This window comes from Stenotrophomonas sp. YJH_SMC_82 (assembly GCF_059368875.1).
The window spans coordinates 501,999-520,067 of sequence record NZ_JCAFSE010000001.1 but is presented as its reverse complement, the minus strand read 5'-3'; the positions used below and the strand labels follow the sequence as shown (position 1 = coordinate 520,067).

The window sequence follows — 18,069 nt, the reverse complement described above, 5'->3', positions numbered from 1 at the left end:
CGGCCAACCTGCTGTTGATCTTGATGTTGATGTTGATCTGTAAGCAGTCGCGGCCGCAGGCCGCGCGGGACCACTCACAGATGCCGCAGTTCCTGCTTCAGCGTCGCCACACAGCGGCGGCTGACTTCCAGCGGCTGCCTGCCATGCCGCAGCACCGCCTGCACCTGCCCGCCGGAGCCGCGGCGCAGCTCCACCAGCTCGTGCCGCGCCACCAGGCAGTTGCGATGGATACGGATGAAACGGCTGGCGAACTCTTCCTCCAGCGACTTCAGCGATTCCTCGATCAGGTCCTCGCCGCGCGCGTGGTGCACCACCACGTACTTCTCTTCGGCCTGCAGGTAGTGGATGTCGTCCAGCGGAATCAGCCGCAGGCTGCCGCGCAGGCGTGCGCACAGTACGCTGCGTGCCTGCTGCCCGCTGTGCGCCTGCGGCTGGCCATCGCGACCGGCCAGGAACGTGCGTGCCCGTGCAATCGCCGCTGCCAGGCGTTCGGCGCGCACCGGCTTCATCAGGTAATCGATGGCTGCCGCTTCGAAGGCCGACAGCGCATGCGCATCGTAGGCAGTGCAGAACACCACCGCCGGCCGCGGTTCGAAGCTGGCCAGGTGGCGGGCTGCTTCCAGGCCGTCCAGCCCAGGCATTGCGATGTCCAGCAGGACCAGGTCCGGCTGCAGCTCCGCGCACGCGTGCAGGGCCTGCTCGCCGTTGCCGGCCTCGGCCACCACGTCCACGCCGTCCTGTGCGGCCAACAGGCTGCGCAGGCGCTCACGCGCCAGTGGTTCGTCATCGGCGATGACTACCCTCACGATCGTCCCCTCACTGGATCGGCACTGTCACCTGGCAGGCATAGTAGCCCTCGCTCCAGCCAGCCGTCATCCGCGCGGCACTGCCAAAGCGCCAGGCCAGCCGATGGCCGATGCTGTGCTGGGCATGGCCGGCCCCCCGCGCCAGGGCCAGCCCGGGCGCCTGCGGATCAGGCGCGGGATTGCGCACGCGGATCTGCAGATCGTTGCCCTCGCGCAGCAGCTGCAGCTCGATGGTGCCGCCCTCGGGCAGGCGCGAAATGCCATGCAGCACGGCGTTTTCCACCAGCGGCTGCAGTACCAGCCTTGGCAATGGCAGGTCCCACGGCAGCGGCTCGTCACGTTGCCAGCGCACCTGCAGGCGTTCGCCCAGGCGCAGCGATTCGATCGACAGGTAGCGCTCGGCCAGTTCGCATTCGTCGCGCAGGGTGGAATCGCCCTCGCCTGCACCGAGCGCAGCACGGAACAGATCGGACAGGTCGAGCACGGCACGCTCGGCCACCGCCGGGTCCCGATGCAGCAGGCTGGCGATGAGGTTCATGCTGTTGAACAGGAAATGCGGGCGGATGCGCGCCTGCAGCGCATCGGCCTGGGCGCGTGCATTGGCCTGCACCTGCGCGGCCCAGCGGTCGCTGACATAGAAGTAGCGCAGCGCCAGCGCGGTGATCAGCGCGGTGGTGGCGGCGCTGCCGAGGGTGAAGCGCCAGAAGCTGATGCCGTTGGCGAAGCTGTCACCCAGCACCGCGTACAGCGCGTGCACGATGCCGGCGCAGACCACCGCGATCAGGGCCGCCAGTGCGATGGCAGCGACCGCCCCCATCACCTGCGGCAGCCTGGACAGCGCCTGCCGCAGCAGGCACAGGCTGGCGGTCACGGCCAGCGCCAGCCACAGCGCGAAGCCGCTGGCCGACAGCAGCTCGCCAACGGTCCAGTGGCGGCTGCCATCCGGGGCCAGGGCCAGCACCACCACCACCAGCTCGGCCAGGCCCAGCATCGCCGCCAGCCGCGGCAGGCGGCACAGTTCCGGCATCCACGGCGATGGGCTGGCCAGGGGCATGGCTCAGGCCGCGCCCAGCCGTTCCTGCAGCCAGTCACCCAGTGCCTGGATTTCCTCGGCACAGACCTGGTGGGCCATCGGGTAGCTGTGCCACGCCACGTCCAGGCCCAGCGTACGCAGCGCCTGTGCGCTGTGGGCGGCGACGGCCTGCGGGATCACCGGGTCGCCACTGCCATGGGCCATGAACACCGGCACCTGCACGGCACCTTCAGCACGACGGGCACTGTCGGCCTCGGGCAGATAGGTGGACAGGGCGATCAGGCCGGCCAGTGGCGCGGTGCGCGCCAGCGCGGCGGTCAGGATGATCGCCCCGCCCTGCGAGAAGCCGGCCAGGAAGATCTTCTCCGCCGCGACGCCACGCTCGATCTCGCGCGCGATCAGCGCGTCCAGCTGCACCACCGATTCCTGCACGCCGGCCATGTCGGCACGCGACCGGAAGTCCATGCCGACGATGTCGTACCAGCCGCGCATGGGCACGCCGTTGTTGATCGTGATCGGCCGCACCGGTGCGTGCGGGAACACGAAGCGCAGCGCCGGCCAGTGCGGCCGCACCAGCTCCGGCACGATCGGCGCGAAATCATGGCCATCGGCGCCGAGGCCGTGCAGCCAGATCACCGACCACCGCGGCGAGGCGCCGGTTTCCTGTTCCACCGTTTGCAGCATGATGCGGCTCCTTCAAGTTCGAGCCGCATTATGCCGCTGGCGTGGGGCAATCAGTACAGCGGCGGTTGCTCGGCCGCTTCGCGCCGCAGCTGCGCGGCGCGGACCAGTACCGGTGGCGGGATGTTCTCTTCGGGAATGTCCAGCAGGCCCAGGCGATGCAGGAAGGCGCCCGGACCACGCGAGGAGGTCAGCGCCACCACCGGAATGGCCAACACCATGCCGATCACCACCGGCGCCATCCACGCCGCCAGCGACGGCGACACGGCCCAGGCCAGCACGCCCATGAAGGCGCCGAACACACCCAGGCCACCGTAGCCGCGGATCAGTGCCAGCCACGAGATGCCGCCGTCGTCACGCTGCTGCGCATCCCAGCCGGAATCGCGGCCGGACAACACTTCGGCCACGCCCCGCGACTGCACGTACATCACCACCGGCGCCATCAGCGCGGCCAGCACGGTTTCCACCAGCATCGACACGAAGGCACGGATCGCACCGCCGCAGCCGCGGCGGTCGACCGGGTCCAGCAGCATCGCCAGGTAACCGAGCACCTTGGGCAGCAGCAGTACCGCCATGGTGGCGGCGAACAGGCGCACCACCTGCTCTTCGTCCTGTGCGCGCCAGTACACGCTGGGCGACAGGTGCAGCAGGGCATTGAAGTCGATGCCCTCCTGGAACAGCGGGATGGCGATGCCGATCAGCATCAGCATTGCCCACATCGGTGCGGTGAAATAGTGGCCGATGCCGATCAGCATGTGCGTGCGGCTGATCCAGTGCAGGCCGCGGCTGCCCACGACCTTGCCGTGCTGCAGGTTGCCCTGGCACCAGCGGCGGTCGCGAACCAGCAGATCGGTCAGCGTCGGCGGGCCCTCTTCATAGCTGCCACCGAGGTAGGGCACCATGTGCGCGGCCCAGCCGCCACGACGCATCAACGCTGCTTCGACGAAGTCATGGCTGAGCACGTGGCCGCCGAACGGCTTGCGCCCCGGCAGCGCCGGCAGGCCGGCGTGGTCGGCGAAGGCGCGGGTACGGATGATGGCGTTGTGGCCCCAGTAGTTGCTCTCGGCACCATGCCACCAGGCCACGCCACGGGCGATCACCGGCCCGTACACGCGGCCACCGAACTGCTGCATGCGTGCGAACAGGGTGCGGCCGCCGATCACCGACGGCAGGGTCTGGATCAGGCCGACGTCGGCGTTGTGCTCCATGCCGGCCACCAGGCGCACGATGCTGTCGCCGGTCATCAGGCTGTCGGCGTCGAGGATCAGCATCTGCGGGTAGGCACCGCCGAAGCGACGGACCCAGTCGGCGATGTTGCCGGCCTTGCGCCCGCTGTTGTCACCACGGCGGCGGTAGAACAGGCGGATCTGCCCGTCCGGCACCCGCTCGCGCAGCTCGCCGAACACCCGCTCCTCGGCAGCGGCGATGTCCTCGCGACGGGTATCGCTGAGCACGAAGAAATCGAATCGGCCGAGCTGGCCGGTGGCCGCCACCGACTCGTAGATCGCCTGCAGGCCCGCCAGCAGGCGGCGCGGGTCTTCGTTGTAGGTCGGCATCAGCAGCGCGGTGCGGCTGTGCACGGTCGGCAGCGGCTTGTCCGGGTCGATGCCGAGGCGATAGCCACGGTCGAACACGGCGGTCAGGAAGCCGGCCAGGGCGCTGGCGAAAGACAGCGCGATCCAGGCAAACAGGCCAACGAACAGCACCAGCAGGCAGGCTTCGAGCACGCTGATGCCATTGGCCGACAGCACCCGCCACATCATCCGCGTGGCCACGGCGGTCATGCCGAGCGTGCCACCGAAGATGTACAGCCGGCGCAGGCCGATCAGGCGCGGCGACGTGCGATGCCGCCGGACCTTCAGTGCACCTTCGCGCAGGGTCTGTTCGGGCATCTGCAACGGCGATTCAGCGGGCAGCAGCGCCCAGCCGGCGTCGAGCCGGGGCGTTTCTGCTTCCGCATGGATGGTCTGCACCCCCATCGTCGCCTACTCCGCGCCGTCGGCACGGCCGGCTATCCCGGCCGGGCTGCATGCACCAAGGTTCCCGGCGCGCTTTCCCGGCGCCCGCACTTGTCCAGACTGTGTCGGCTTCAGGCCGCACAGTCGATGTCTGTCACTACCGGAACCCACACGATCTCCAACGGGGCGGAATCGAAAATGCGGCCCAGTCTAGGGCGCTGAATGTAAGCCGGGTGCGAAGGCCTACGCCGGGATTTATCCCCATTCAGCAAATAGCAGGCGATCACGTCGGGGGATGGCCAGATGTCATTGCATCGCCCCGGGTACTGGATCGTATCAAACGCGAACGGTTATCATTTCATTAACCAGGCAGGTCACCGTCTACCCGCACGGCCGCGACCCACCCAGCTGCGCCGGTCCACACCGCGCGCACCGACGACCCACGGAAGGGTGGCTGCCTGCTGTCTGCCTGCGCCTGCTGCTTCCACCGGGTCACCCCACCTCCCATGGAAGCCGCCATGTCCCCATCGTCCCGTTCCCGTTCCGCGCGCCTGCCGCGCACCCGCCTGGCCCCTGCCCTGGCCTCCGCCTGCCTGCTGGCCCTGCCAGGCCTGGCCGCTGCAGAGGCCGGCGCCGATGCCTCCACCAAGGATCTGGATACCCTGGTGGTCACCGCCTCGGGCAGCCAGCAATGGATCAAGGATGCCCCGGCCAGCATCAGCGTGATCAGCCGCGAGGACATCGAGCGCCAGCCGGTTCCCGACCTGGCCACCCTGCTCAGCCGCGTGCCGGGCGTGACCGGCGGCCTCAGCGCCGTCGGCGAGCAGTCCAAGATCAAGCTGCGCGGCATGCCGTCCAACTACACGCTGGTGCTGGTGGACGGCAAGCGCATGGGCAGCTCGGCCGCGACCAACTACCGCCCCGACCTCGGCCGCCAGGACCTGAACTGGATCTCGCCCGACCAGATCGAACGCATCGAAGTGGTGCGTGGGCCGATGTCCTCGCTATACGGCTCCGACGCCATGGGCGGGGTGATCAACATCATCACCCGGCGCATCGGCGACGAATGGAACGGCAGCGCCACCCACAGCTACACCCGTCCCGGTGATGGCAAGCGCGGCGATACCCAGCAGATCGGCGCGACCTTCTCCGGCCCGCTGGGCGAACGCTTCGGCCTGCGCATCGGTGCCAACAGCATGCGCCGTGATTCGGACCAGTCCAACCACGGTGTCTACGGCAATGCCTACGCCGGCGAGAAGGACCGCACTGTCGATGCGCTGCTGCAGTGGAAGCTGAGCGACGCACAGGAACTGTCGCTGGAAGCCGGCCATGGCGTGCAGCAGGCCTTCATCGATGCGTCGCTGGAAAAGCAGGACGAAGGCGCCTGGGGAGCCAGTGAGCTCAAGCGCAGCTCGCTGGCGCTCAACCACGATGGCACGTGGAGCTTCGGCACCTCCAGGCTCAGCGCGTACTGGACCGAATACAAGAACGACATCGGCGCCACCGGCCGCTCAGAGGCCACCGACACGATCATCGAAGGCAGCCTGACCACGCCGTTCACTCTGGGCGTTGAACACCAGTTTGCCGTGGGTGGGCAGTGGAAGCGCCAGGAACTGACCAACACCGATACCATCGGCCGCGCGCCGATCGACTACGCCGGCAACGCCGTCAGCGGCTCCAGCCTGGAAGTGGATACCTGGGCGCTGTTTGTCGAAGACGAACTGAAGCTGCACCGCACCCTGGCCCTGACCGTGGGCGCGCGCCTGGACCACCATGAGAAGTTCGGCGGCCACGTCAGCCCGCGTGCGTACCTGGTCTGGCATCCGGCCGAACAGTGGACCATCCGCGGTGGCGTCTCCAAGGGGTTCCGTGCGCCCAGCCTGACCGAGAATTCGGCCACCGCTGCCACCCAGTCCGGCGGCCGTGGCTGCACCTCGCTGATCCCGCTGGGTTATACCCGCGGCGGGTGCTACATGGCCGGCAACCCGGACCTGGATCCGGAAACCAGCACCAACCGCGAGATCGGCATCAGCTTCGACAATGACCTGATCGATGTTGGCGTGACCTACTTCCACACCGACTTCCGGAACAAGATCGAATACGCACCGCTGGGCCGCTTCAACGGCATCTGGTGGACGCGCATGAGCAACGTGCAGCGCGCGCGCACCAGCGGCATGGAAGGCAACTTCAACGTCCGCTTCGGCGAGCAGTGGCGCTGGCGCACCTCGGCGACCTGGATGAAGGAAGCCAGGAACCTGACCACCGGCCGCAACCTGATCGATACGCCGGAATTCTCCGGCTACTCGTCGCTGGACTGGTCGCCGAATACGGTGTTCTCCGGCAGCCTGTCGGCGCAGTACACCGGCAAGCAGACCGGCACCGCCACGACCTTCCTCAAGGCCTACACCCTGTATGACCTGACCGTCGCATGGAACGTCAACGAGGTGCTGACCCTGCGCGGTGGCGTCAGCAACCTGGCCGACAAGAAGCTGTATGCGGAAGGCTCCACCGACTACTTCGTCGCCGGGCGCAGCTACTTCCTCAGCATGACCGCGCGCTTCTGACCGGCGGCACGCGCCGTGATCGCGCTGGCGACATGCCAGCGCGATCGACGGTATTGCGGGTTACTCGCTTTCCAGCGCGGCCGGTGCCGCGTCCCGCGTGGCGGCCGTGCGCGCACGGTCCATCGCCACCGCCAGTTGCTGGCGTGCGAGCAGTTGTTGTGCCTGCACCACTTCAGGTGTCGGCAGGAGCACCGGTCCCGGTGCGTTTTCCGGTGTAGCAGGTGTGGTCATGCAACCTCCATGGACATCCCGCCGCCGCACGGGTCCAACCGGGGCGGCAGCGGAACTGCGCACCCTATCCTAAAAACAAGGCGGGCGGGTGACGGTGCGGCACCCGGCCGCAGCACGTGGAACACGGCACGCGTCACATTTTTGACGGCAGCCCTTGGATCCTGAATAGGACTTGCCTTATCATGAAAACGTTTTCTCACAGGGATGTTTCCCCCAAATGAATACCAATGACCTGTCCCAGTTCAGCCCGAAGTGGCAGTTCCGCTTCAACTTCTTCCGCCAGCATGGCGCGCCCAAGAATCCCGGTTTCAAGCAGGCCTGGAAGGCGCTGTCGTTCGGTGACCGCCTGAAGATCAACCTGAACTTCTTCGCGTTGTTCTTCGGTGCGATCTACCTGTTGATCCTGGGCATGTGGCGCAAGGCGCTGGTGGTCATCGGCATCAACATCGCGCTGGCCATCGTCAGCATGTTCCTTCCCGACGTCGTCGGGCGCATGCTGTTCATCGCGATGAATCTGCTGGTCGCCTCCAGCACCAACTACAGCTATTACCTGGAGAAGGTGGAAGGTCGCGCCAGCTGGAACCCGTTTGAAGGAATGTTCTAAGCCATCAGACCGGCGCAGGGATGCGCGGCAAGGACGCAACCGACGCCCGGCCCCCGCCGGGCGTCTTCATTTGCGCGATCAGGCCGCGCGGCGTGCCACGGCCGCCGGCTCGGCCTGCAGGCGGAAGCGCGACACCGCCACCGCCAGCTGCTCGGCCTGCTCCTCCATCGCGCGCGCGGCGGCACTGGCTTCCTCCACCAGCGCGGCGTTCTGCTGGGTGGTTTCGTCCATCTGCACCACAGTCTGGTTGACCTGCTCGATGCCGGCCGATTGTTCGCGCGACGCGGCCGAGATCTCGGCCATGATCTCGTTCACCCGACCGACCTGACCGACGATGTCCTGCATGGTGCGCCCCGCGCCGTGCACCAGCTGCGCACCGGCACCGACCTGGGCCACCGAGGCGTCGATCAGCTCCTTGATCTCCTTCGCAGCACCCGCCGAACGCTGCGCCAACGCGCGCACTTCACTGGCAACCACGGCGAAGCCACGGCCCTGCTCACCGGCGCGCGCCGCTTCCACTGCCGCGTTCAACGCCAGGATGTTGGTCTGGAACGCAATGCCATCGATCACCGAGATGATCTCGGCGATGCGCTGCGAAGACGCCTCGATCTGCTCCATGGTGTGCACCACCTGGCTGACCACCTGGCCGCCTTCGCTGGCCACGCCCGCCGCGGAACCGGCCAGCGCGTTGGCCTGCAGCGCGTGGTCGGCGTTCTGGCGCACGGTGGAGGTCAGTTCTTCCATCGACGCGGCGGTTTCTTCCAAGTTGGCAGCCTGCTGTTCGGTACGGCGCGACAGGTCGCTGTTGCCGGCAGCGATCTCACCGGCGGCCAGGCGGATGCTGGCTGCCGACTGCTGGATCTGGCCGACGATCTGGGTCAGGTGCTGCACGGTGCTGTTGGCATCGTCGCGCATCACCGCAAATACCCCATGGAAGTCACCCTGCATGCGGGTACTGAGGTCACCGCCGGCGATCGCGCGCAGCAGCGTCGACAGTGCGGCCAGGTTGTGGTCGCTGACTTCCATCATGGTGTTGAGGGTCTCCACCATGCGGCGGAAATCGTGGTCGAAGCGCAGTGCATCACCGCGCACGGCGAAGTCACCGGCGGCGGCCGCAGCGGCAAGCTGCTGGATCTGCTCGTTGATCGCGGCCAGGTTGCGCTTGGTGGTCGCCATCGCAGCGGTGAACACCGCCTTCTCGCCCGGCAGTGCTTCCATGTCCACGCTGAGGTCGCCGACGGCATAGCGCTGCATCACTTCAACCAGGCGCTGGGTGACCGCGTTGCTGGAGGCCACCAGCTGGTTGCTGTCGGCCACCATGCGGCCGTACTCGCCCGGGAACGCCGCGGCATCCATGCGGTAGCTGAGTTCACCGGCATCGTGGCGGCGCGCCATTTCGGCCTGCGCAGCCATCACCGCCTGCAGCTGGCCGCGCATGCCCTGCATCGCGTCCAGCAGGCGCCCCACTTCGTCGTTGCTGCGCGCCGGCAGGGTGCTGTCCAGCTTGCCGGCGGCGACGTCACCGGCCACGCGCACCGCTTCGGCCAGCGGGCGGATCGCCAGGCGGCGCAGCAGTATGTAGACACCGGCGCTGAGGGTCAGCGCGGCGATCACGCCGACCAGCAGGGTCAGCCACAGCAGCTGGCGCGCTTCGGCCACGATCACCGCATGCGGCATCACCACGCCCAGCGCGAAGCGCTGCGGGGCATCGCCCACGCGCAGCGGCACATACACGCGCACGTTGCCGGCCGCATCGGGGCTGAAGGCCTCGAAGGGGCGGTCGGCGGCGATCTCGGCCAGCATGCTGCGGGTCAGTGCGTCGTTGCGAGGCTTGCCGATTTCGGCGGCATTGGCCGAGGCCAGCACCACGCCCTTCGGCGACAGCAGTTCGACGCGGCCGGCCCCCATCGGCTTCAGCGTGGCCAGGTGCTTCTGCAACGCTGCCAGCGAGAAGTCGACGGTGAAGACACCGAGGAACCTGTCGTTCTCGATGATCGGCGTGCTCAGCGTACTCATCAGCACCTGCTGCCCGGCGATGTCATAGGCATACGGTTCGCTCACTTTCGGCAGTTTGTCGCGGCTGGGCACCATGTACCAGTCACCGGAACCGCTGGCGGTCTCGGTGTAATCGGTCATCACCGACTGCTGCGGCTTGCCCTCCTGCCAGGCCCAGTAGCTCATGTAGCGGCCGGTGGCATCGTGCGCCTCGGTGTTGACGAACTCGGCATCCTTGCCGTCGAAGGCATCGGCCTCCCACATGGTGCTCTTGCCCAGCCATTCGGGATGGGCGCGCAGCTGCTCGCCCAGCACCGCCGCCAGGCTGGCGCGGTCGGGCACGTCACCACGGGCGCGCTGGGCCAGCACGCTTTCAACCATGGCATCGTTGCTGGCAAAGGCGGTGCCCAGATCGGCCGCCACCTGGCGCGCCTCAGCGGTCGCCTCGCTGGTCATGGTCTGGCGCGAGGCGCTGATAAGGCTGGCGCTGGCCTGTCGGTAGATCAGGAACGCGGTCAGGCCGAAGCACAGCAGCGCGATCGCAGCGGTGCCCAGCATCAGCTTGTGGGCGATGCTGCCCGGGCGGCGGGCAGCGGCGGAACGGGAAGAAGGCATGGGAGGGTCCGCAAGGCAGTTCAGGACGACCGGCACCACGAAGGCACCGCGCAGGCGCGCGATCCGTCGCGCAGGCCACCGGCCGCCGGGCGGGCCCGGCGCTGGAAGCGCACCGGGTTAGCGGCCGCCCGCCAACGAGGTTGAGGCGACCGGCCTGCACATTCCTGAATCTGCTCAGGGTCGGGTCAGCCACCCGTCCGTCGCGATGGCCTCACTCGGCCACGCGGTCCTTGATCCACTGCGCGCGCGGCAGTACCTCGATGCTGCCGACGGCATACTGCTGCAGCACGTCGTCCGGCCCGAAGCACGGTTGCCAGCCCAGCTCACTGCGCAGGCGGGCACTGTCGTAGACACGGTCGATGCTCAATGGCAGCGGCCAGCCACGGCGTTCGAACTCGGCCAGCAGCTGCGGCGCGCGACGGGCCAGCACGCTGCGCGGGTGGGTGGCCAGTTCCAGGCAGTCCTCGCGCCGGAACGGCGTCGGTGCGCAGGCGAGATAGCGGGCGAATCGGGCGCCTTCGTCGAGCAGCAGTGCAGCGTGTGCGCTGGCCACATCGCGGGCGTCGATGCCGCGATGCAGGCGGAACATCGCCATGCGCTCGGGCGGTTCCGGGAAGCACCGGCCCATGCGCAGCACGCGAACGCTGAAGCCCGGCGTGGCGGCAGCTTCAGCCAGGGTCTCGGCCTGCAGCTTGGTGCGATGGTAGATCGTGCGCGGCAGTGGCTCGGTGTCTTCGTCGATCCAACGGCAGCCACCGGCTACCACGGCATGGCCGTACAGCGCGGTGGTGCTGGTCAGCACGAAACGCCGTGCGCCGGCTTCGCGTGCGGCCTGCAGCAGGTGCGCGGTTGCCTCCACGTTGATCTGCTGGAATACCGCGTCCGGCACCAGGCCGACATGCGGAGCATGCAGGGCCGCGGTATGGATGACCGCGTCCACGCCCTGCACCGCACGCGTGACCGCCTGGCGATCGGTGACATCGGCAATGATGCGCGTGGTGGCGAACGGGCTGCGGTCCAGCCCCACCACTTCGTGGGCGGCCGCCAACGCACCGAAGATCGCGCGCCCGATGCGCCCGGAACTGCCGGTCAACAGAATCTTCATTGAGTCCATTCACTCGAAGCGCCCGGGAACTACCGGGATGCTTCGATTCTAGGCATGCATTCGCGCATCTGCGATAGGACAGCCATGCAATCGTGCGTTCATCTTGACGACTTCTCAGGCGCCAGCAGTTGCCGCGCGATGAACAGCGGATCGTCGCCGCCGGCCACATCAGGCCTCACGCCGGTGCCTTCCCAGTTGCCGCCGGTGCGCAGATTGATCGGTTGCCGGTCGGGAATGCTGATCTGATAGCCATCGGGCAGCAGCACAGGATCACCAAACATATGCGCGGCACCGCCACTGCGCGTGCCGACAATGCGCGCGCGGCCCAGGGCCTGCAGCGAATAGGCGACGAACTCGGCCGCCGAACCGGTACGCCGGTCGATCAGCACCACCAGCGGCTTCAGGTACACAGGCAGGCTGGCAGGCGGCAGCGGTACCGGCGTGCGCCGGCCACGCTGGTCCAGCTGCTGCACCGCGCCGATCTTCGCGTCCAGCAGCGTGCGCACCAGCAGGTCGGCACTTGCATCGTCGCCTCCCCCGTTCTGGCGCAGATCCAGCACCAGGCCATCGGTGTCGGCCAGCAGCGTGAAGGCCGCAGCGAACTTCGGCCGCGCCAGATCCAGCGGGTAAAAAGTACTCAACCGCAGGTAGCCAATGTTGCCTTCCAGCACCCGCACCTCGCGCACACCGGCACCATTGCTGCGGGCATCGGCACGCCAGGCCATCAACCAGTCGTCCTGGCCGGCAGCTGCGTCCACGCGCTCAACGTGGAAGTGGCCATCGAACATGTCCAGGTCCTGGTTCAGGCGTGCGCTGAACGCAGCAGGATCCGAACAGCTGCCCGCATACCGCTGCTGCGCCGACCAGCTGCGCAGGGCATCGGCGATGCGGGCGGCCTCCGCCTCGTCCAGGTACTGCGCCTGCACGGCGCTGGCGGCCGCCTGCAGCACCGCATCCTGCGCCGGGCAGGCCGTCGCCAGCAGCGCGCCGAGCATCCAGGAGACCGCCATCATCCACCCCGCATTGAGGATATATAAGCGCTTATATATCATCCCACTCATGGATCTCCAACACGCCACGCTGGGTACCCTGCTGCGCGCACTGCTGGACCAGCTGGACCCGGCCGTCGAGCAGGCCTACCGGCACCTGCAACTGGACTACCGGCCGCGCTACACGCCGGTGCTGCGCACGCTGATGGCGCAGGGCCCCTGCCGGATCAAGGACCTCGCGCTGGCCTGCGGGCTCAGCCATTCGGCGCTCAGCCAGACCGTGGCGGCGATGGTGCGCGATGGTTGGCTGCACACTGCCAATGGTGACGACGGGCGCGAACGCATCCTGCAGTTGAGCCCGCGCGCGCAGCGCGCGATGCCCGTGCTGCATGCGCAATGGCAGGCCACCGCAGTGGCGGCACGCAGCCTCGATGCCGATCTGGGGCAGTCGTTGGAGCAGGTGCTGCGCAAAGCACTGGTGGCGCTCGAACAACGGCCCTTCGCACAGCGCCTGCAGGACGCCCGCCGGCGCTGAGGCGTTACTGCTCTGCAGCCATCTCGATCTCGCTGAGGAAGGTCCAGCGGCCGTTGGCCACGCGCAGCTCCAGCGTGCGGCATTGCGCAGCCAGGGGGGCTGCATTGCCGAGCACGTACTCCTCTTCGGTCGAGCCCATCACGCCGGACTGGGTGAAGGGTGCCGACAGCGTGCCGATCGTTACGGCGGCAGTTCCGGGCTCGGCGCACATCACCTCCACCGACATCGGCGTGACGATGCCCCAGGCCGGGCGGGTCATCGTGTGCAGGCCGATCCAGTCCACCCGTCGGCGCTGGCCCAGGTCGATGGTGATGCTGACGTTGCCGTGCACGCCTACCCAACCCGCGTCCATCGGATTGCGCGGGTCGCCTACACGGCGGTCGAACAGCTCATGGCCGCTGCCGTCGGGATAGCTGGTCGCCGGCGCCACGCTGTAGTGATAGGTGGTCTGCACCGGATCGACGATGTACGAGGCACCCAACCCGTACAACCCGCGATAGGTGTTCATCATCCGCGGCGCCTCGCCGTAGCCCTGGCCGGGGCCGACCACTTCGGACATGTGGTACTGGTTGAGCCAGGCAACGCGCTTGCCAGCCGAACGCGCGCTCCACAACTGCTGGTTGATGCGCTGCACCGACGCCGACCGGTATGCACCGGACAGGCCGTTACCGGTATCAAGGAACAGCGGGCTGCCATGGTTGAACAGCTCGATGTCGGCCCACACAGCGCTGGCGCCCAGCTGCGCCGACAACGCCTGGTAGTACTGCTCGGTGGAATAGCCCGGTCGATCCCACTGGAACAGTTTCGCGTGCGACGCCGCGCCGATGCCGTCCTGCCAGATCTGCACGTCGACCCCCGTGGCAGAGCGAAACCGTAGCGCAGCACTGGCCACGCTGGCCGGGTCGACGCTGGAGGATGCCAGATAGGGCGCCACCATCACCGGCCTGGATGGCGTCGCCGCTTTCAGTGTGGAAACGATTGAACGATAGAACGACGCACGCTCGGCCGGTACCTGCGCGGGCTCATCGGTGATGTACCAGCCGGCGAATGCCGGATGCATCGCGTACTGCTGGGCCAGCTGCGCCATCGACTGCGCTGCGTCCTGCGCCACCGCTGCAGCGTTAGAGCCCTGCCAGAATGCCGCACACTGGCCCGAACTGTAGGTGGTGCCGACCACGACCTTCATCCCACGCGCTGCGGCCGCGTCCAGCACCGTGCCCAGCTTGGCCGGGAAGCCGGCGATCCATTCGAAATCCTGCGCGCTGCTGGCGCAGCCCACGCCGGCACGGGTGGCGCGGGTCTGGCCGATGATGAGCGTGTCGTTGCCCAGGTCCCGCAGTTCGTCGAGGAACAGCGGCAGCTGCGCCGCTGGCAGCTGCTCATCGGTGGACGAGTAACCGAAGTGAACGAAACTGCCGCTCAGCAGCGCAGTGTCCGCATGGGCCGGTGCAGCGCAGGCCAGCAGTACAAGCCATCCGAATCTGTCCATGGCGTCCTTTCCTGTCTGGGCGGTCATCCGCCATGCCGGTCTATCCTAGCCAAGCGGCGCTCATCGCGCAGCGGCGTAGTTGCGCCGTGAAAGCCGGTGCGGCGTGGCGTGAGGGCAGCACCGCCGGTGCGGACACTGCCTTAGCCGGGCACACGCAAGGATGAGCTCCCCTTCCATGCACCGGGAGCCTTCACATGGCTGACCAGCATCACGGCACCTCCCATCGCGGCTTCGCTTCGATGGACCGGGACAAGCAGCGCGCGATTGCCGCAAAGGGTGGACGCGCCGCGCATGCGTCCGGCAATGCACATGAGTTCAGCCCGGCCGAGGCACGCGTGGCGGGCCGCAAGGGCGGCGAGGCGATCAGCCGCAATCGCCAGCACATGGCAGCGATCGGCCGCGAAGGCGGGCACGCGCGCCACGCCAATGCACGGCAACAGCGGCAGCACGCGGCCGAACCCGCGCCGACGAAGGAAGGGCCGCAACGCCAGCAGGGCTGACCGCAGCGTGCTCAGGCGCGCCTGCACTGGCGGTACAGGGCGAGCGCCGCCAACAGGGCCAGCACGCCGGCGACAGCCATCGCCCAGCCGAAACCGCTGGCCATCGCGCCGCGGTACCAGGCCAGTATCTGCGTCCCCGGCAGCAGTGACGACGGCTGCAGGATCAGCGTGCGCGCCTGTGCGGCCACTGCGGGCTGCCCTGCCGCCTGCGCGGTCGCAGTGAACTGGCGTACCGCGCGCAGGCCCATCAGGCTGCCCAGCAGCGCGATGCCAAGGCTCATGCCCGCCTGGCGCAGCGCGTTCATCGTGGCCGACGCAATGCCGGCACGCTCGGCCGGTACGCATGACATCACTGCCATGCCGGTCGCAGGCACCGCCAGTCCCATGCCAGTGCCGAGCAGCATCAGCAGTGCGCTGGCCTGGCCGTGCGCTGTAGTCGGCTCGAACGTGGCAATCGCACACAGCGCCATGCCTGTCATTGCATAGCCCGTCACCAGCGCGGCATGCAGCCCGAACCACGCCGCCAGACGGCCGAACAGCAGCGACACCACCGCCATCAGCACGAACTGCGGTACCAGCTGCGCACCGGCCTGCGCAGCCCCATGTCCCTGCGCCTGCTGGAAGAACAGCGACAGGAAGAACAGGCTCGCATAAGCGGTGAATCCAAGCACGAACGAGGCCAGGTTGAGCATGCCGAAACCCGGCTTCGCCAACAGGTCCAGCGGCAGCAGCGGCCGCGCCACGCGGCGCTCGACCCACGCAAACAGCGCCAGGCCGGATGCTGCGATGCCGAGCGCCAGCAGGGTCGAAGGTGCCAGCAGGCCGTGCTCGCCGATCGCGATCAGGCCGTAACTGAGTGCACCCAGCGCGACGATGCTGAGCAGCTGCCCGGCCGGGTCCAGCGCGGCGTGCTGCGGATGCCGTCGCTCAGGAATGCCCCAGGCCCCCAGCGCGAGTGCAAGCAGGCCCAGCGGCAGGTTGATCAGGAAGATGCTGGGCCAACCTGCGCGCTGCACCAGTTCGCCTCCCAGCAGCGGCCCCAGCACCAGCGCCAGCGCGCTGAACGCCGACCAGCCCCCGATCGCGCGTGCACGCTGGCGCGGATCAGGGAATGCATGGCTGAGGATCGGCATCGCACTCGGGATCAGCAGGGCGCCGGCCACCCCCTGCACCGCCCGCCCCGCCACCAGTGCGGAAAGACTGCCTGCGCAGGCACACAGCAGCGAGCCCACGGTGAAGGTCGCCACGCTGAGCAGCCACATGCGGCGGTGGCCATAGCGGTCACCCAGCGGCCCCGCCGACAGCATCACTGCGGACAGGGCGATGGCATAGGCGTTGATCACCCACTGCAGCCCGGCCATGTCGGTGTGCAGTGCCTGCTGCAGCGTCGGCAGCGCGACGTTGACGATGCTGATGTCCAGCGAGGCGAGGAAGGTGCCCAGGTAGGCCGCCAGCACCAGGGCCGGCCGTCGGAAGCGTTGCATGTGCGGATGCCGGGAGGGAGCGTGCGCGCATCGTAGTTTGCTGACTGACCGTCAGTCAATGACCGGCGGTCAGTCATTGCCGGAGGAAGCTAGAATGGCGACCGTCGCACCCGGACCCCGCCCCATGCAGATTCCCGCCGTCGCCAGGCCCCGCACCAAACCCGCTGAAACCCGCCAGGAAGAGCTGATGGACGCCGCGCTGGCGCTGTTCCTGTCACAGGGCGTGGAAGCGACCACCATCAGTGACATCGTGGCCGCCGCCGACGTGGCCAAGGGCACGTTCTATACCTACTTCGCCTCGCGCACCGAGATCCTGCAGGCGCTGGCGCAGCGCTACACGCTGCAGTTCATGGCCGAGGTCGACCATGCCGTTCAGCAGCAGCCTGCCCACGATGGCGTGGCGCGACTGTGCGCCTGGATCCGCGCCAACATCGAGACCTATGTGCGCACGCACGCACTGCACGACGTCGTCTACGCCAACCATCACCACCACCAGCGCGGCAATGCCGAGCGCAACGCCATCCAGCAGCAGCTGCTCGACATCCTCGAGGCGGGCACCCGTGCAGGCCTGTGGCAGCTGCCGGCACCGCAGATCACGGCCTCGCTGATCTATGCCGGCGTACATGGCGCCACCGATGACCTGATCGCTGCGCCCACGCAGGACGCCGACACCTTCATTGCGGCGGTGGTGGCCGATTGCCTGCGCATGGTCGGCGTGTCGCCGGCGCCGAAGCGTGGCGGCACCCGTCGCTGAAGCGCCCACCGTCGCTCAGGCGTGGGCGAGGATGTTCAACAGCCGGCCGAACGGGTCACGGACGAAGAAGCGCCGCACGCCCCAGGGCTCGTCGGCCGGCCCATAGTCCAGCGCGATGCCAGCCGCGTGCATGCGTTCCAGCACCTCCTGCAGGTTGTCCACTTCGATAGACAGGTCCGGCACCGGTGCGCCGGAACCCCCTTCGCTGGCGAAGCTGACCTGCGCCAGCGCACTGCCCTGCCCGCCATGGGTGACGATCCAGCCATGGTCCATCACCACCGGCATGCCGAGCAGCTCGCCATAGAATGCAGCGGCGCGGGCGGGATCAGACGTGGCGATGTTGGCGACGACACGCATGACGGCCATGTTCCACTCCACCAGGAAGAATGCGCCGAGAGTGCCCGACCCTGCGCACAAACAGAAGAGCCCCGTCATGGACGGGGCCCGTCATCAGCCGATCATGGCTGGGCTTACACCGCGCCGCAGCGCTCCATGACGCATCGATCGTATTCGTACTGGCATTCCATGGCATCACCCCCACCGGCTACACACGCCTGGTAGGCCTTCCAGCAGGGAAAATCGCAGGGCTGGACCGGTCCGGCCACGGCCACCGACCCACTGCAGGCCAACGCGAACACAGCACCGGCGATCACTTTCCTGAAAGTACGCATCGACATCACTCCTTGATAAGCCTGGTGAGCCCAGGCCGGGCCACCTTAGCGCTGC

At 67.9% G+C, this 18,069-nt stretch carries 17 protein-coding genes; 5 read left to right on the top strand and 12 right to left on the bottom strand.

Annotated features, from left to right (window positions below; all coding sequences use genetic code 11):
* Positions 1 to 74: 74 nt before the first annotated feature.
* Genes AC5P53_RS02390 through mdoH form a run of 4 tightly spaced genes read right to left on the bottom strand, consistent with a single transcriptional unit; the run spans position 75 to position 4,499 of the window.
* Positions 75 to 806, bottom strand: coding sequence for a LytR/AlgR family response regulator transcription factor (locus tag AC5P53_RS02390; RefSeq protein ID WP_014648511.1), 732 nt, complete (start codon positions 804 to 806; stop codon positions 75 to 77).
* Between the two features lie 10 nt (positions 807 to 816).
* Positions 817 to 1,860 carry a sensor histidine kinase gene (locus AC5P53_RS02385; protein ID WP_414615637.1) on the bottom strand — a complete coding sequence of 348 codons (1,044 nt, stop codon included), beginning with the start codon at positions 1,858 to 1,860 and terminating at the stop codon, positions 817 to 819.
* 3 nt (positions 1,861 to 1,863) lie between these two features.
* Positions 1,864 to 2,523, bottom strand: a complete 660-nt coding sequence (locus tag AC5P53_RS02380; RefSeq protein ID WP_227864671.1) for an alpha/beta hydrolase — start codon at positions 2,521 to 2,523, stop codon at positions 1,864 to 1,866.
* 50 nt (positions 2,524 to 2,573) lie between these two features.
* Complete coding sequence (gene mdoH, locus AC5P53_RS02375) at positions 2,574 to 4,499, bottom strand: glucans biosynthesis glucosyltransferase MdoH (protein WP_041863849.1); 1,926 nt, start codon at positions 4,497 to 4,499, stop codon at positions 2,574 to 2,576.
* 497 nt (positions 4,500 to 4,996) lie between these two features.
* Between mdoH and AC5P53_RS02370 the strand changes: the two genes are divergently transcribed.
* Positions 4,997 to 7,042, top strand: coding sequence for a TonB-dependent receptor domain-containing protein (locus AC5P53_RS02370; RefSeq protein WP_241887597.1), 2,046 nt, complete (start codon positions 4,997 to 4,999; stop codon positions 7,040 to 7,042).
* Between the two features lie 60 nt (positions 7,043 to 7,102).
* Here AC5P53_RS02370 and AC5P53_RS02365 read toward each other — a convergent pair whose 3' ends face one another.
* Positions 7,103 to 7,273 carry a hypothetical protein gene (locus tag AC5P53_RS02365; protein ID WP_005419553.1) on the bottom strand — a complete coding sequence of 57 codons (171 nt, stop codon included), beginning with the start codon at positions 7,271 to 7,273 and terminating at the stop codon, positions 7,103 to 7,105.
* 217 nt (positions 7,274 to 7,490) lie between these two features.
* Here AC5P53_RS02365 and AC5P53_RS02360 point away from each other — a divergent pair, with 217 nt between their 5' ends.
* Positions 7,491 to 7,877: a DUF2628 domain-containing protein gene (locus tag AC5P53_RS02360; protein WP_241887596.1), complete on the top strand. Its 387-nt coding sequence runs from the start codon at positions 7,491 to 7,493 to the stop codon at positions 7,875 to 7,877.
* Between the two features lie 78 nt (positions 7,878 to 7,955).
* On the opposite strand, the gene AC5P53_RS02355 is transcribed toward AC5P53_RS02360, so the two are convergent.
* The 3 genes from AC5P53_RS02355 to AC5P53_RS02345 all read right to left on the bottom strand — a co-directional run bounded on the left by AC5P53_RS02355 (position 7,956) and on the right by AC5P53_RS02345 (position 12,602).
* The gene (locus tag AC5P53_RS02355) at positions 7,956 to 10,487 is read right to left on the bottom strand and encodes a methyl-accepting chemotaxis protein (protein WP_111206671.1); all 2,532 of its coding nucleotides are present in this window, start codon (positions 10,485 to 10,487) and stop codon (positions 7,956 to 7,958) included.
* A 211-nt stretch (positions 10,488 to 10,698) separates the two neighbouring features.
* Positions 10,699 to 11,592 carry an NAD-dependent epimerase/dehydratase family protein gene (locus tag AC5P53_RS02350; protein ID WP_014648518.1) on the bottom strand — a complete coding sequence of 298 codons (894 nt, stop codon included), beginning with the start codon at positions 11,590 to 11,592 and terminating at the stop codon, positions 10,699 to 10,701.
* A gap of 98 nt (positions 11,593 to 11,690) precedes the next feature.
* The gene (locus AC5P53_RS02345) at positions 11,691 to 12,602 is read right to left on the bottom strand and encodes a S41 family peptidase (RefSeq protein ID WP_495227214.1); all 912 of its coding nucleotides are present in this window, start codon (positions 12,600 to 12,602) and stop codon (positions 11,691 to 11,693) included.
* Between the two features lie 49 nt (positions 12,603 to 12,651).
* On the opposite strand from AC5P53_RS02345, the gene AC5P53_RS02340 reads away from it, so the two are divergent.
* The gene (locus AC5P53_RS02340; RefSeq protein ID WP_495227088.1) at positions 12,652 to 13,116 is read left to right on the top strand and encodes a MarR family winged helix-turn-helix transcriptional regulator; all 465 of its coding nucleotides are present in this window, start codon (positions 12,652 to 12,654) and stop codon (positions 13,114 to 13,116) included.
* A 4-nt stretch (positions 13,117 to 13,120) separates the two neighbouring features.
* On the opposite strand, the gene AC5P53_RS02335 is transcribed toward AC5P53_RS02340, so the two are convergent.
* Positions 13,121 to 14,605, bottom strand: coding sequence for a DUF4434 domain-containing protein (locus AC5P53_RS02335; RefSeq protein ID WP_495227087.1), 1,485 nt, complete (start codon positions 14,603 to 14,605; stop codon positions 13,121 to 13,123).
* A 194-nt stretch (positions 14,606 to 14,799) separates the two neighbouring features.
* On the opposite strand from AC5P53_RS02335, the gene AC5P53_RS02330 reads away from it, so the two are divergent.
* The gene (locus tag AC5P53_RS02330; protein WP_046432675.1) at positions 14,800 to 15,105 is read left to right on the top strand and encodes a KGG domain-containing protein; all 306 of its coding nucleotides are present in this window, start codon (positions 14,800 to 14,802) and stop codon (positions 15,103 to 15,105) included.
* An 11-nt stretch (positions 15,106 to 15,116) separates the two neighbouring features.
* Here the strand turns inward: AC5P53_RS02330 and AC5P53_RS02325 are convergent, their stop codons facing one another.
* On the bottom strand, positions 15,117 to 16,589 hold the full coding sequence (locus AC5P53_RS02325) for an MFS transporter (RefSeq protein ID WP_049404761.1): 1,473 nt from the start codon (positions 16,587 to 16,589) through the stop codon (positions 15,117 to 15,119).
* Positions 16,590 to 16,713: 124 nt separating this feature from the next.
* Here AC5P53_RS02325 and AC5P53_RS02320 point away from each other — a divergent pair, with 124 nt between their 5' ends.
* Complete coding sequence (locus AC5P53_RS02320; RefSeq protein WP_126411391.1) at positions 16,714 to 17,343, top strand: TetR/AcrR family transcriptional regulator; 630 nt, start codon at positions 16,714 to 16,716, stop codon at positions 17,341 to 17,343.
* A gap of 15 nt (positions 17,344 to 17,358) precedes the next feature.
* Here AC5P53_RS02320 and AC5P53_RS02315 read toward each other — a convergent pair whose 3' ends face one another.
* Entirely contained in the window at positions 17,359 to 17,709 is a 351-nt protein-coding gene (locus AC5P53_RS02315) for a VOC family protein (protein WP_032958352.1), read from the bottom strand.
* Between the two features lie 104 nt (positions 17,710 to 17,813).
* Complete coding sequence (locus AC5P53_RS02310; protein WP_032958391.1) at positions 17,814 to 18,014, bottom strand: hypothetical protein; 201 nt, start codon at positions 18,012 to 18,014, stop codon at positions 17,814 to 17,816.
* Positions 18,015 to 18,069 lie beyond the last annotated feature (55 nt).